This window comes from Ruegeria sp. CDSA020 (assembly GCF_059612345.1).
This window is the reverse complement of sequence record NZ_JBXWQK010000008.1, coordinates 130,095-142,964: the sequence shown is the minus strand read 5'-3', so window position 1 is coordinate 142,964 and position 12,870 is coordinate 130,095. Positions and strand designations below refer to the sequence as shown.

Annotated in this window: 15 protein-coding genes; 6 read left to right on the top strand and 9 right to left on the bottom strand. The window is 57.6% G+C overall.

Annotated elements, in window-relative coordinates:
• Positions 1–91: 91 nt before the first annotated feature.
• A complete protein-coding gene (locus tag AC2FJW_RS15265; RefSeq protein WP_496750543.1) occupies positions 92–1,069 on the top strand; it encodes a LysR family transcriptional regulator in 978 nt (325 codons plus the stop codon).
• 214 nt (positions 1,070–1,283) lie between these two features.
• Here AC2FJW_RS15265 and leuB read toward each other — a convergent pair whose 3' ends face one another.
• Both leuB and AC2FJW_RS15255 read right to left on the bottom strand, forming a co-directional pair.
• Complete coding sequence (gene leuB / locus AC2FJW_RS15260) at positions 1,284–2,387, bottom strand: 3-isopropylmalate dehydrogenase (RefSeq protein ID WP_142638396.1); 1,104 nt, start codon at positions 2,385–2,387, stop codon at positions 1,284–1,286.
• Between the two features lie 141 nt (positions 2,388–2,528).
• Positions 2,529–3,422 (bottom strand): LysR family transcriptional regulator, encoded by an 894-nt coding sequence (locus tag AC2FJW_RS15255; RefSeq protein ID WP_496689880.1) that lies wholly within the window; start codon positions 3,420–3,422, stop codon positions 2,529–2,531.
• Positions 3,423–3,508: 86 nt separating this feature from the next.
• Here AC2FJW_RS15255 and AC2FJW_RS15250 point away from each other — a divergent pair, with 86 nt between their 5' ends.
• Positions 3,509–4,408: a sugar nucleotide-binding protein gene (locus tag AC2FJW_RS15250; RefSeq protein WP_496750542.1), complete on the top strand. Its 900-nt coding sequence runs from the start codon at positions 3,509–3,511 to the stop codon at positions 4,406–4,408.
• A 6-nt stretch (positions 4,409–4,414) separates the two neighbouring features.
• On the opposite strand, the gene AC2FJW_RS15245 is transcribed toward AC2FJW_RS15250, so the two are convergent.
• The 6 genes from AC2FJW_RS15245 to AC2FJW_RS15220 form a co-directional block, all read right to left on the bottom strand.
• Positions 4,415–5,443: an endonuclease/exonuclease/phosphatase family protein gene (locus tag AC2FJW_RS15245; RefSeq protein WP_496697306.1), complete on the bottom strand. Its 1,029-nt coding sequence runs from the start codon at positions 5,441–5,443 to the stop codon at positions 4,415–4,417.
• Positions 5,440–6,270 (bottom strand): hypothetical protein, encoded by an 831-nt coding sequence (locus tag AC2FJW_RS15240; RefSeq protein WP_496692682.1) that lies wholly within the window; start codon positions 6,268–6,270, stop codon positions 5,440–5,442. The genes AC2FJW_RS15245 and AC2FJW_RS15240 overlap by 4 nt, the downstream gene beginning before the upstream one ends.
• Positions 6,271–6,632: 362 nt before the next feature.
• On the bottom strand, positions 6,633–7,238 hold the full coding sequence (leuD, locus tag AC2FJW_RS15235) for a 3-isopropylmalate dehydratase small subunit (RefSeq protein ID WP_142638386.1): 606 nt from the start codon (positions 7,236–7,238) through the stop codon (positions 6,633–6,635).
• A gap of 42 nt (positions 7,239–7,280) precedes the next feature.
• The gene (locus tag AC2FJW_RS15230) at positions 7,281–7,835 is read right to left on the bottom strand and encodes an HdeD family acid-resistance protein (protein ID WP_271950915.1); all 555 of its coding nucleotides are present in this window, start codon (positions 7,833–7,835) and stop codon (positions 7,281–7,283) included.
• 37 nt (positions 7,836–7,872) lie between these two features.
• Positions 7,873–9,276, bottom strand: a complete 1,404-nt coding sequence (gene leuC / locus AC2FJW_RS15225) for a 3-isopropylmalate dehydratase large subunit (protein ID WP_496697309.1) — start codon at positions 9,274–9,276, stop codon at positions 7,873–7,875.
• A 52-nt stretch (positions 9,277–9,328) separates the two neighbouring features.
• Positions 9,329–9,427, bottom strand: a complete 99-nt coding sequence (locus AC2FJW_RS15220; RefSeq protein ID WP_496750540.1) for an isopropylmalate isomerase — start codon at positions 9,425–9,427, stop codon at positions 9,329–9,331.
• 102 nt (positions 9,428–9,529) lie between these two features.
• On the opposite strand from AC2FJW_RS15220, the gene AC2FJW_RS15215 reads away from it, so the two are divergent.
• From AC2FJW_RS15215 to AC2FJW_RS15200, 4 genes are all read left to right on the top strand, one after another.
• A complete protein-coding gene (locus AC2FJW_RS15215) occupies positions 9,530–10,882 on the top strand; it encodes a mechanosensitive ion channel family protein (RefSeq protein ID WP_496750538.1) in 1,353 nt (450 codons plus the stop codon).
• 162 nt (positions 10,883–11,044) lie between these two features.
• Positions 11,045–11,407, top strand: a complete 363-nt coding sequence (rsfS, locus tag AC2FJW_RS15210; RefSeq protein ID WP_496750536.1) for a ribosome silencing factor — start codon at positions 11,045–11,047, stop codon at positions 11,405–11,407.
• A gap of 44 nt (positions 11,408–11,451) precedes the next feature.
• Positions 11,452–11,922, top strand: coding sequence for a 23S rRNA (pseudouridine(1915)-N(3))-methyltransferase RlmH (gene rlmH, locus AC2FJW_RS15205; RefSeq protein WP_496689876.1), 471 nt, complete (start codon positions 11,452–11,454; stop codon positions 11,920–11,922).
• A 1-nt stretch (position 11,923) separates the two neighbouring features.
• Complete coding sequence (locus AC2FJW_RS15200; RefSeq protein ID WP_496697314.1) at positions 11,924–12,409, top strand: flavodoxin family protein; 486 nt, start codon at positions 11,924–11,926, stop codon at positions 12,407–12,409.
• 2 nt (positions 12,410–12,411) lie between these two features.
• Here the strand turns inward: AC2FJW_RS15200 and AC2FJW_RS15195 are convergent, their stop codons facing one another.
• Positions 12,412–12,759: a hypothetical protein gene (locus AC2FJW_RS15195; protein WP_496697316.1), complete on the bottom strand. Its 348-nt coding sequence runs from the start codon at positions 12,757–12,759 to the stop codon at positions 12,412–12,414.
• Positions 12,760–12,870: the final 111 nt, after the last annotated feature.

Sequence of the window (12,870 nt, the reverse complement as noted above, 5' to 3'; positions counted from 1 at the left end):
CAAACTTCGATCCTGCAAGCGTAGAGACAAATTGCATAAATACAAATTTGTTATATTTCACTAAACTAAATTTTTACTTATATTTAAACATATGAACCTGACCCAGCTAACTGTATTTCGTGAGGTGATGGAGACCGGCTCCATCTCTCAAACAGCCAAGAAACTGAATCGAACGCAGCCTGCAATCAGTCTTGCGTTGAAAAACCTTGAAAAATCTCTGGGCCTGTCGCTGTTCGAACGTAAAGGACGGCGTTTGGTGCCGGTTCCCGAAGCGCATTATCTATTGGCAGAAACGACAGGCATTCTTGACCGCCTCGCGTCGATCTCCAACACCATGGAAGGTCTCATCAAAGGGCATGCCGGAAGCTTGAATATTGCAACGATGCCTGGTCCGTCTGCCTTTTTGTTCCCGCGTTTCATAAGCCAGTCAGTTGGCGAAAACCCCGAAATTCGCATAACACTTTCCACTCGCAGCTCACCTCAGATTATGGAGCTTGCGGGATCACAAAACATCGACTTCGGCTTTGCTGACTTCGAGCATTCAACCGGTAAAAAACCCCAATATTCCGCCGAGCTAATTCGGGCAGATTGCTTCTGTGCCCTTGATCGCGATCATCCGCTTTCATCGCGCCAGAGCTTGACCTTATCGGATCTGGATGGAACGCCAATGGGCGGCCTGCATCCTTCACACCCGTTTCAACGAAAAATCCGGCAGGAGTTTGAAAATGTTGCCGCTGAATACAACCCAACGGTAACTTGCCAGTACTTTCTGCCATTAATCCCCTTTGTGAGTTCAGGACAGTGTTGCAGCATCGTAGATCCGCTGACAGTTGCGACTGAGCGTGAACTTAACTTCTCGAATGGCAAAGTGGTTTTCTTACCCTTCACGAAACCGCTCAGATATGAGTATGCCATCCTCGAACCAAACCACCGACCACCGTCCCAATTGGCACTACAGACCAAAGCGGGATGGAAGGCAGAAGTATTGAGGATGTTGGATGGTGTGAAGGCAAACCCCCTTTCCTTTTGGGTAGATGAAGCAGGGACAGAGCATAATAGATCACAATAGACCAAACGATCTGAAAACCAATTCTTGTGTTTGGCTACTGCGTGACCAAAAGCCGGCATTCATGCATGTTGCAGCATTCGTGACTTTGGGCTCAAAACAGACTAGCGACGTCCGCGGCAAGAGCCCGAGCAGACTACGTGCCAGTGATCCACGCCATCGGCTATAGTTGGGCGGCGCATCTGGCGCCGCCTCTATTTTCGGGTGTGACCTCTGATCAGAGGCTGTCGTCCAGAGCCGCCAGAATCGCGTCGCCCATTTCCGTGGTGGAAACCGGCGTGACCCCTTCGTCGGCCAGCAGGTCGCCGGTGCGGACACCATCGGCCAGGACTTTTTCGATAGCGGCTTCCAGTCGGTCAGCCTCGGCCCCCTGATCGAAGCTGTAGCGCAGTGCCATGGCAAAGCTCAGGATACAGGCGATCGGGTTGGCTTTGCCCTGACCGGCGATATCGGGGGCGGAACCGTGGACCGGCTCGTACATCGCCTTGGGGCGGCCATTGGCCATTGGTGAGCCCAGGGAGGCGGACGGCAGCATGCCCAGTGAACCGGTCAGCATCGCGGCACAGTCCGACAGGATGTCACCAAACAGGTTGTCAGTGACGATCACATCAAACTGCTTGGGCGCACGCACCAGCTGCATCGCGCCATTGTCGGCATACATGTGGCTTAGCTCGACCTCGGGATAGTCCTGAGCGACCCGGTTTACGACTTCGCGCCATAGAATGCCGGATTCCATGACATTGGCCTTTTCCATCGAGCACAGTTTCTTGTTCCGGCGCATCGCCAGCTCAAAAGCCGAGCGTGCGGCGCGTTCGATCTCGGATTCGGTATAGCGCTGGGTGTTGATGCCGACGCGTTCGTTGCCTTCTTCGAAGATGCCGCGGGGCTCACCGAAATAGACGCCCGAGGTCAGCTCGCGCACGATCATGATATCTAGACCGGCAACGATGTCTTTCTTCAGCGACGAGAAATCCGCCAGCGCGTCAAAGCACTGCGCCGGGCGCAGGTTCGAATACAGGTCCATCTCTTTGCGCAGCCGCAGCAAGCCGCGCTCGGGCTTGAGGCTGAAATCCAGATCGTCGTATTTGGGTCCACCAACAGCACCCAGCAGAACTGCGTCCGCCTCCTGCGCCTTGGCCATGGTTTCGTCCGACAGCGGTTTGCCATGGGCGTCATAGGCGGCACCGCCGACCAGATCCTCGCTCACGTCGAATTCCAGGCCGCGCTTGGCACCGAACCAGTCGATGATACGGCGCACTTCGGCCATGACTTCGGGGCCAATTCCGTCTCCGGGCAGGATGAGGAGCGAGGGGTTGGACATGAAGGATCTCCTTGCGTTTGACAGCAAAGGCCCTAGCGCCTGCGCCGCATCGGGTCAATGAGACGAACCGGCCTAAACGCAGGTTCTGGACGGGAAATCGGGTTTCCGTGCCCTTGCTACGTCACGGATAGTGTGAATCGGTCAGAGATCGGCCTTTATCCCTTCGGCCAACATATCCCAGACTCGTCGGATTCGTGTCGTTTGCCGCATCGCCTGCGGTGCGGCAAGCCAAACCGGCAGCGCAGGGATTTCGACGTTTATGTCCAAAACCTCTACCTCTGGGTCGGCCTCGGCAACTCTCACGGCGCTAAAACCGATACCGCAGCCCGCGCGGACCAGTTCCCAATAGGCAGTCTGAAAGTCGCAGCGTGTGGCAAAGTTGTCCCGGTTCACGGGCCAGCCCATTTCGCGCATGCCGATAATGATCTGCTCGTTCGCATCAAACCCGACAAGGTCATGACTCAACAGATCGTCGGGAGAATTGGGGCGGCCGGCACGATCCAGATAGGACCGGCTTGCGCAAAAGCACAGTCTGATTTCCCCCAGATGTTTCGTGATGATGTCCATCTGTTCCGGCCGAAACATCCGCACTGCGATATCGGCCTCGCGGTAGAGCAGGTTCTCGGTGGCATCGGTGGCGACCAGTTCCAGTTGTATCGCGGGTTCTGCTGCCCGTATTTGGGCCAGAATCGGCGGCAGCAGGTGATGAGAGGCAAAGACCGACGCGGTGATGCGCACCGACCCCTCCAATTCCTGAGACTGGCCTGCGGCCGTTAGGCTGAACGCGTTCATGGCTACGTGCATCTGTTGCGCCATCGGGAAAAGCTGCGCTCCGACTTCACTTAGCTTCAAGCCCCGAGCATGCCTGTCAAACAGCGAGACGCCAAGCTCATCCTCAAGTGCGTGGATCTGGCGACCCAGGGTGGGCTGGCTGCGGTTCAACTGCCGGGCAGCGGCAGACAAAGATCCGGTTTCCGCTACGGCCAGAAAGCTTTGGATCAGAGACCAGTCAGAGTGGGTGATAGATTTGTCCATTCAAAAATGAATACACGTTCTGCGTTTGGCGGCAATTCCTGAATTGAACTGAATGGCTCATATTAGATGGACAAGAGGAGGCTTATATGACGGGAACAGTCCTTATTCTGGGTGCGACGGGTCGGTTTGGACGCAATGCCGCAATAGCTTTTCGCGAGGCGGGCTGGACCGTACACTGCTTTGATCGCAAGACGCAGGACCTGAAGCGATCTGTCGAAGGGGTGGATGTTGTCGTCAATGCCTGGAATCCGGCCTATCCGGACTGGGCGCGACAAGTCCCCGAACTGCATCGTGACGTGATCAATGCGGCAGCGGATCACGGTGCAACTGTGATCCTTCCCGGCAATGTCTATGTTTTTGGCGCGCAAACGCCGGGGCCATGGTCGGGTGCAACACCGCATGCGGCACAAAATCCCCTGGGCAGGATCCGGGTTGAGATGGAAGAAGCCTATCGAAAATCCTCGGTAAGAACGATTCTTCTCAGGGCAGGTGATTTTATTGACACTTGCGCCTCGGGGAACTGGTTCGATCAGGTCATGATCAAGCCTTTGGCACGCGGCAAGATGGTTTATCCCGGTCGCCCGGATATACCACACGCCTGGGCCTATCTGCCCGACCTGACCCGAGCGGCCGTTGCGTTGGCTGATATCCGCCAGGACCTTCCCCGTTTCTGCGAGGTTCCTTATGCCGGGTTTACCCTGACCGGCCGGGATATTGCGCAATCTTTGTCGCGGGTAACCGGTGCCGAAATAGCTGTCAGCCCAATGAAATGGTGGCCGATTCAGGCACTGCGGCCCTTCTGGAAGTTGGCGCCACATCTGGTTGAGATGCGCTATCTATGGGATCTGCCGCATAGTTTGGACGGCGCATTCTTTGACGACCTTATCCCTGGATTTCAGACGACCGACTTGGACGCGGCGATGGCTTCTGCGATCCCGAAAACAGCCAAGCAGAACGCGACCTTGGTCAGAACTGCCCGGGCCTGACCAGCGTTAGCGATGTCCCAGGTCCACCCAAACAAGCCGGTGCCGGCTGGCCTGTTCGGCGATTGCACGCAGGTCTGCGCCCGTGTCGGGCCAAAAGATGCCCGCATCCACAACGCGTAGATCTGCCGAGGGCAGAACGTAATCTACCCGCATTTCTCCGACGGCTTTCCACTCAACCGTGGCCAATGCCCCCGAGGGGGTGGCAGGCCTTGCATCCTGCAACCGCGGGTCTGCCAGCAAGCCCTGGATAGCCTCTTTCCGGCCTTCCCCGCGCGTGGGATCCAGATTTGCATCCCCAGCAATCACGAAAGGCCCGAGTGGGGCAGGGCCTAGAGCACCGTCCAGCACAGCGTTCCACAAGCGAATTTCGTCACGATTGCGCAACCCGTTCCGGTCCTCGGGTCCGTCGAAAACGGGCGGGGTCGCGTGAAATGTCATCAGGTTCAGGTGGCCGATCGGGGACTCGATTGGTACGATCCAATGTGCCACCGAGGACAGTCGCTGAATGCGCTGGGCGGCTTCAGAGGGAAATGGCGTGCCATCGACCGTCGGCAGATCAGCCCCCGGCAGGTCGCGCCACAATACTCCCGAGAAATCCTGCATGTCGTCATGGCCTATGGGAAACCGGGACAGAATGGCCAGCCCGCCCTGACCGGTGAACTCGCCATAGCCTTGGGAATCTCTTGGTCCATTGGCCTGCCCGTCCCCGTCCAGATCCAGACTGGTTTCCATTCCTGAATTAGGCTTGGCGGTAAAGCGATAGGGATAGTCCAGCCCCTCGTCGCGCAGCGCCTCACCGAATGCGGTCAGCGTTTCGCCATTGAGATCCCAGTCGATGCCCTGCAAGGCAACGATATCGGGTTGGGTTTCCAACAACACCCGCATCACAGCACGAACCTGCGCATCCTCGCGCCGGATATCGCGCAGCAGAATGCCCGGTCCTTTACGGCTGAGTTCGGTGTTGAAGGTGGCTATGCGTATCGTCTCTGCCTGTGCCGCGAATGGCAGCAAAAGCAGCAGAAAAACACGAATCATGCGGTCTGTGTTGTTTCAGTCGTAGAATAGGCGCGGCGTTTTTCGACAATCAGGTTTGCAATGCGCAGTGTCGCCATTCCCCGCATGATCATGCTAGCAGGCAGAAAGGCCCAAGCGCTCAACGTCCAGATCAGCGTCTGGGGGCTGTTCAGCGAGATCGGGCTCACATAATCGGTCAGGATCTTGATCAGAGCCGGGATTACAAACGGCAGCAGGACGCCGATCGAGATGTTCAACCGTCCATCACGCTGCAGACGGGTCACGACATCGCCACCCTTGGTCGGATCGAACAGCGGCAGATTGGTCCAGACGTTGAAGGCTCCGTTTCCGGTGGGCCAACCACGTATTTTCACCGCGTAGTAGAAACTGGCGATTGTGACCATAGCTGCGACATAGGCCACACTGGCAGCGATACGAACAAGTTCGATCAGCGGCGCGCTTGCGTTGACAGGCAGCATCAACACGATCAGACGCACGGGTGAATAGGGGAAATCGACCACATTGGCGACGCCCAACCCGATCACATAAAAACCTGAGGTCAATTCTGTCGGCGAATAGGCGTTTTTGCAGATCAGCGTCAGGAAAGCGACCATCGAAACCAGCCCAACAAAGCGCAGGCGGTTCACCGGTGGTGCGTCGCGAAATTCAATAAAGCTTGGGAAGGCCGAATTATATTCGGCGAAGGTCAGGAAAAACGCGAGAATGGCGAGAAAGACGACAATCTCGGTCCCATTCGTTGATGATACGGGCAAGTACAACGCGGGTGTCAGCACTAAAAGTGCAACCAATATTCCCCGAATTGCCGCCCCTGTTGTGCGCGCAATCACTATCCGAACCCTTTCAAACTGGATTAGCCGATTCTTTGCCGACTTCATTCCAACTTGTGCCTGCCACGTTACCGTTGCAGCAGATGTCATCTCTCACCAATTTTTTGCCATGGTGGGTGCCTGTACCCGCCGACATTGGCGATAAGCGACATTTCGCTCAAGCCAGGTGGCAGAAAACACTCAATTTTGGGCAAAATGATGGCGCAACTGGTGCGGGATTGCATCATTTTTGACGCAAATCCGACGTGTGTTTCAAGTCGAGACCTATATGTAGTGGTTTCGCCGTTCAGAACCCCAAGAAGGCGAATGGGGACGCCGTGGCGTCCCCATAAAGTTGAGTATCAACAGATTCGTTCCCAGAATCACACCCAGGGGCGTGCCTGGCCCGCATGATCCTCGAACTTCTCGATGTGATGGTCTTTTTCCATCGTCAGGCCAATATCGTCCAGACCGTTCAGCAGGCAGTGCTTACGATGAGAATCCACCTCGAATTCGATCACGACACCATCGGATGTGGTGATCTGCTGATCTTCCAGATGCACGGTCATGCGGGCGTTTTCGCCTCTATGCGCGTCTTCCATCAGAACCGCATGATGTTCTTCCTCGACCACGATGGGCAGGATGCCGTTCTTGAAGCAGTTGTTGAAGAAGATGTCGGCAAAGCTGGTTGAGATCACAACCTTGATGCCGAAATCCTTGATCGCCCAGGGCGCGTGTTCGCGCGATGAGCCGCAGCCGAAATTGTCGCCGGCCACCAGAATCTCGGTTTGCCGATAGGCGGGTTTGTTCAGAATGAACTCTTCATTCTCACCGCCGTGATCGTGATAGCGCATCTCGTCAAACAGTACGACGCCAAGGCCGGATCGTTTGATCGTTTTCAGGTGCACTTTCGGAATGATCATATCGGTGTCGATATTGATCAATGGCATCGGGGCGGCCACCCCGTGGACTTTGTCAAACTTTTCCATGTCTACACTCCTGCGGGGGAGGGCCGCGCCCATGCCCCGCGTTTAAGCTTGTTTCGCTTCAGTTGTTTCGCCTTTGGGTGCGTCTTTGATGAAGAGCGCCATGAAGACCAGCCCCAGACCGTTGAACACCATTTCGATCCCCAACAGGATGCCGAGCAGTTGCAACAGCACGACGGGATCGGTTGCTGCGAACCGCCAGATGAGCATCGCCAGAACAATCGACATCACGCCCGAGATCAGTGTCGCCCAGAAATACTGCGTACCTTTCATCTGGAACGACAAAATGACCCGCGCGATACCGCCTGCCATAAACAGGATCAGGCAGACCGTCGCCAGCGTCACGGTGCCCTGCAGCGGGTGATCCAGGAAGGACCAGCCCAGAAACAGCATCACCGCACCCATAATAAGCGACAGGATCTTGTTGCCGGTGCCCTCGACGGTGAACCCGCCGACCACCTGCAATGCCCCTGAAATCAGCAGCAGTACGCCGGTCACCACCGTTACGGCAATCGACGCCACTGCAGGCGCGCCCAGCACAAAAAGGCCGAACACTATGGACAGAAGCCCCATCAGGAGCCATTTGATCCAGTCACTCATGTCTTAAATCCCTCAAATATCCAGTTATGAGGGCAGCTTACATCAACTCGCGGACGTCTGTCAGCCGTCCTGTGATTGCCGCTGCGGCAGCCATTGCGGGGCTTAGCAGGTGGGTGCGCCCGCCGCGGCCCTGACGGCCTTCGAAGTTGCGGTTCGAGGTCGCGGCGCAGCGCTCGCCCGGTTGCAACTGATCGGGGTTCATCGCAAGGCACATGGAACATCCCGCCAGACGCCATTCGAACCCGGCCTCTTTGAAGATCTCGGCCAGACCTTCTTCCTCGGCCTGCGCGCGGACAAGGCCTGAACCGGGCACAACCATCGCCCGCATCCCGTCCTTGATCTTTTTGCCCTTCAGAATCTCGGCAGCGGCGCGCAGGTCCTCGATGCGGCCGTTGGTGCAGGACCCGATAAAGACGGTGTCGATTTCAACGTCGCTGAGCTTCTGACCGGCTTCCAGACCCATATATTCGATCGACCGGCGGGCCGCATCGACTTTGCCGCCTTCGAAATCCTCGGGGTGAGGCACGGATGCAGTGATCGGCAGCACGTCCTCGGGGCTGGTGCCCCAGGTGACGACCGGCGCGATGTCTTCGCCGCGCAGGGTGATGACCTTGTCGAAATGCGCGTCTTCGTCGGTGAACAGCGTTTTCCACCAGTCCATCGCCGCTTCCCACTGGGCCCCTTTCGGTGCGTGTGGGCGGCCTTTGACATATTCGAACGTGGTCTCATCCGGGGCGATCAGGCCGGCGCGGGCGCCGCCTTCGATGGCCATGTTGCAGACGGTCATGCGGCCTTCCATCGACAGATTGCGGATGGCTTCGCCGCAATATTCGATGACATAGCCGGTGCCACCAGCAGTGCCGGTCTCGCCGATCACGGCCAGAGTGATATCCTTGGCGGTCACGCCCGGCTGCAGTGTGCCGGTGATTTCCACCTTCATGTTCTTGGATTTCTTCTGGATCAGGGTCTGCGTGGCCAGAACGTGTTCAACCTCGGACGTGCCGATGCCATGGGCCAGCGCGCCAAAGGCACCGTGCGTTGCGGTGTGGCTGTCGCCGCAAACAACAGTCATGCCGGGCAGGGTCCAACCCTGTTCGGGTCCGACGATATGCACGATGCCCTGGCGAACGTCATTCACCGGGTAATAGTGAATGCCGAAATCCTTGGCGTTCTTGTCCAGTGCCTCGACCTGAATGCGCGATTCGGGGTTTTCGATGCCGTTCACGCGATCCGGCGTGGTGGGCACGTTGTGATCCGGTACCGCGATGGTCTTTTCCGGTGCGCGCACCGGGCGGCCGGCCATGCGCAGCCCTTCAAAGGCCTGCGGACTGGTCACTTCGTGAACCAGATGGCGGTCGATATACAGCAGGCATGTGCCATCATCGGCTTCGTGCGCGACATGGGCATCCCAGATCTTGTCATAGAGTGTTTTGGGGGACATCGGTCCTCTCCCGTATGTATTGAGATTTAGCTGGCGAGTGGCTGGACGCCGCTTATAGGCGGGCCAGAACCGTGCGGGCGGCCCCAAAGAACCGTTCACGCAGTCGCGTGCGGTCTTGCAACGTAGGTGTTGGGGTCAGATTGAGTCTCATGCGCATCAGATATATCGCGTCAGTCCGTCAATCAAGGCGCAATCCGGCGACGGGCTTGCATCATGCGCCAACGCTGTCCAAGCTGGCAAGCAGGAGACGTGCATGAACCCAGACCTGATACCCAGTTCGCTGTCTGATCTGTATCAGACCATGATCGAGGCCTTTTCCCTGCAATTCGATAGACTGGTCGATCTGGTCATTACACCGGGCTGGCGCCAACATCAGCTGGTCATCATCCTGGGTCTCTGGGCGCTGGCCTATGTGTTGAAGCTGGTTACGCAGGGCCGATGGGAGGCCTGGGCCCGTGCCCGTTCTGGTTGGCCCAAATGGCGGTTGCGTACGCTGATCCAGCTGATGCAACGTCTGACGCTTGTCTATTTCGTCACGCTGTCCTGGATGCTGTATCTGGTGATGCAGCAGATCACCTGGCCATCGCGCAGCTATATCATCGGGGTGGTGGCAACATTGGCGACCGCCTGGCTGGCGATTGCGCTAGTGGCCCGTCTGGTCCGAAACCGGACGTTGCGGCGAATTTTCAAATGGGCAATGTGGGCTTATGCGACGCTGATTGCGCTAAACTTGACCGATGACGTCGCTGGGTTTCTGGATGGGGTGGCGATCTCGATCGGGGATCTGCACCTCTCGGCGTTGGGCATCCTCAAGGCGCTTTTGCTGATCGGCGTGCTGTTGACGCTGGCCCGCCTGGGTACCGGCGCTGCTGAACGTGGCCTCAAACGCAATGACGATATCTCGCCGTCAATGCAGGTCTTGTTGGCCAAGGGATTACAGGTCGTCATCTATGGCGCCGTCTTCATGGCCGCCATTCGGACGCTGGGCTTTGATTTGACGGGTATTGCGCTGTTGTCGGGGGCCATTGGTGTCGGCATCGGCTTTGGTTTGCAGAAAGTGGTGTCGAATCTGATCTCGGGCATCATCATCCTGATGGATCGGTCGATCAAACCGGGTGATGTGATTTCGCTGGGCGACACGTTCGGCTGGATCAACGCGCTGGGCGCGCGCTATGTCTCGGTGGTCACGCGGGATGGGCGCGAATACCTTATCCCGAACGAGGATTTGATCACCAATCAGGTGGTGAACTGGTCGCATTCGGACCGGTTCGTGCGGCTGGATCTGACATTTGGCACAAGTTACACGGATGACCCCCATAATGTGCGTGCAACGGCCATCCATGCGGTTAAATCTGTCGAGCGTGTGCTCAGTGGCAGCGGACATGACGCGGTCTGCCACATTACGGGGTTCGGCGACAGCAGCGTGGATTACGTGCTGCGATTCTGGATCAGCGATCCGACCAAAGGGCTGACCAATATACGGGGCAATGTCTATCTGGCGCTGTGGGACGCATTCAAGGCTGAAGGCATCTCGATCCCGTTCCCGCAGCGAGAGGTGCGCGTGCTGAATGACGACACCGATGCGCAACAGCTTGCCACCGACTAAGCAAACGTTGCGGCCCTTTCGCCCCGTGTTCATTGAAATGTTGCAATCTCCTTGCTACCTTATTAGTACCCCGGCGCCGGGATATCATGGCGCGCAGCAAAGGAGGACTATGTCCTGTCTCTACACACTCAGGCGGGTTTGCCCGCCGAAGATGGGGCCAATATGATGGCCCAGTCTCAGTCAATCAGCGACAAGCTGCTTGAACGTATCCTTTCCTCACTTTCCGATGACAAGGCCGAAGACGTCGTGCAGATCAACCTGCAGGGCAAGTCGTCCGTCGCGGATCACATGGTTATTGCCTCGGGTCGATCGACCCGTCAGGTCTCGGCCATGGCGGAAAAGCTGACGGATCGCATCAAGCAGGAATTCGGATTCACCTCGAAGGTCGAAGGCAAGGATGCCGGCGACTGGGTGCTGATCGATACGGGCGATGTGGTCGTTCATATCTTCCGCCCCGAAGTGCGTGAATTCTATCAGCTGGAAAAGATGTGGCAGCCTGCGGGCAGCAGCGCCTCGGCGAACTGAGGCGCTATCCCGGCCTGCATTAACGGGCCGGAGGCGAGAGAGATATGCGGATCAGCATAGTTGCGGTCGGGCGATTGCGCGCCGGACCCGAGAAATCCCTGCTTGATGATTACCTGACCCGATTTGATCGGACCGGCCGCGCGCTGGGCCTTGGGCCTGCGCGGGTGATCGAGGTTGAAGACAAGAAAAACGCAGGGATGGGGGCCGAGGCCACATTGCTGCGCAAGGCGCTGCCCAAAGGCACCGTAATCTGCACGCTGGATGAACGGGGGCGGGTGATGTCCTCGCCCGATTTTGCCCAAAAGCTGGGCGGTTGGCGCGATGCGGGGCGGCAGGATCTGGCGCTGATCATTGGCGGTGCCGACGGAATAGATCCTGATCTGCGCGCCGAGGCGGATTTCTCCATCTCTTTCGGGTCCATGGTCTGGCCCCACATGCTGGTCCGTGTGATGCTGGCCGAGCAACTTTATCGGGCCGCAACCATCCTGTCGGGCGGTCCCTATCACCGGGTCTGACATGGCGCAGCTATTGATCGTTTACCATTCACGCACCGGCGGCGCCCGGCAGATGGCCGAAGCTGCTGCCGAAGGTGCGCACGATGAGGCCGACACCGTTTTGAAACCCGCAGAGCGGGCCGGACCCCAAGATCTGCAGGCCGCAGATGGTTATATCTTCTGCGCACCCGAAAACCTGGCGGCGATTTCGGGCGTGATGAAAGAGTTTTACGACCGCTGTTATTATCCGGTTCTTGGTCGCATCGAAGGTCGCCCCTTTGCCCAGATGATCTGTGCCGGGTCCGACGGGCAGAATGCGGCACGACAGACGGCCCGAATTGCAACCGGATGGCGGCTGAAAGAAGTTCAGTCGCCGCTGATTATCTGCACCCATGCACAAACGCCCGAGGCGATCCTGGCCGAAAAACGCATCCCTGAAGAGGCGCTGCAGACATGCCGCGACTTGGGGCAGGCGATGGCCGCAGGGCTGGCGTTGGGCGTATTCTGAGGTCAGTTCAGCGGCACAACAATGGTTTCGTCTGCCCAGCCATCCACGCTGCAACGGGCCTGTATTTGGACCTGAGATGTACCATCAGGAATTGCCACCCCGCCCAGCGAGCGGGTAAATGGCTGTTCCGTCTCATGCGGGTGATGCAACACACGCATCCCCAGCTCATTCCTATCCATATCCAGCACACGCCAGCCATCGGCATAGTGATCCCATCCGGTGTCCGGATGCCGGATCGTCACATCGAAACGCCAACTGCCACCGCTGGACGAGGCGTTGACCTGCTCGATCGTTGGCGGATCGGCAAGGGCGGGGCTGGCCAGAAAGGTGCAGAGAATCACATATCGCATGTTTCGATCCTAAACTCTTGGCGGGCCCCACAAAGGTTTTCTTTTTGGCTGCATAGCGTTTCGCGCGGGTAGATCCGACTCCAAACGGAGGGCTGGGGAATTGTCCACGGC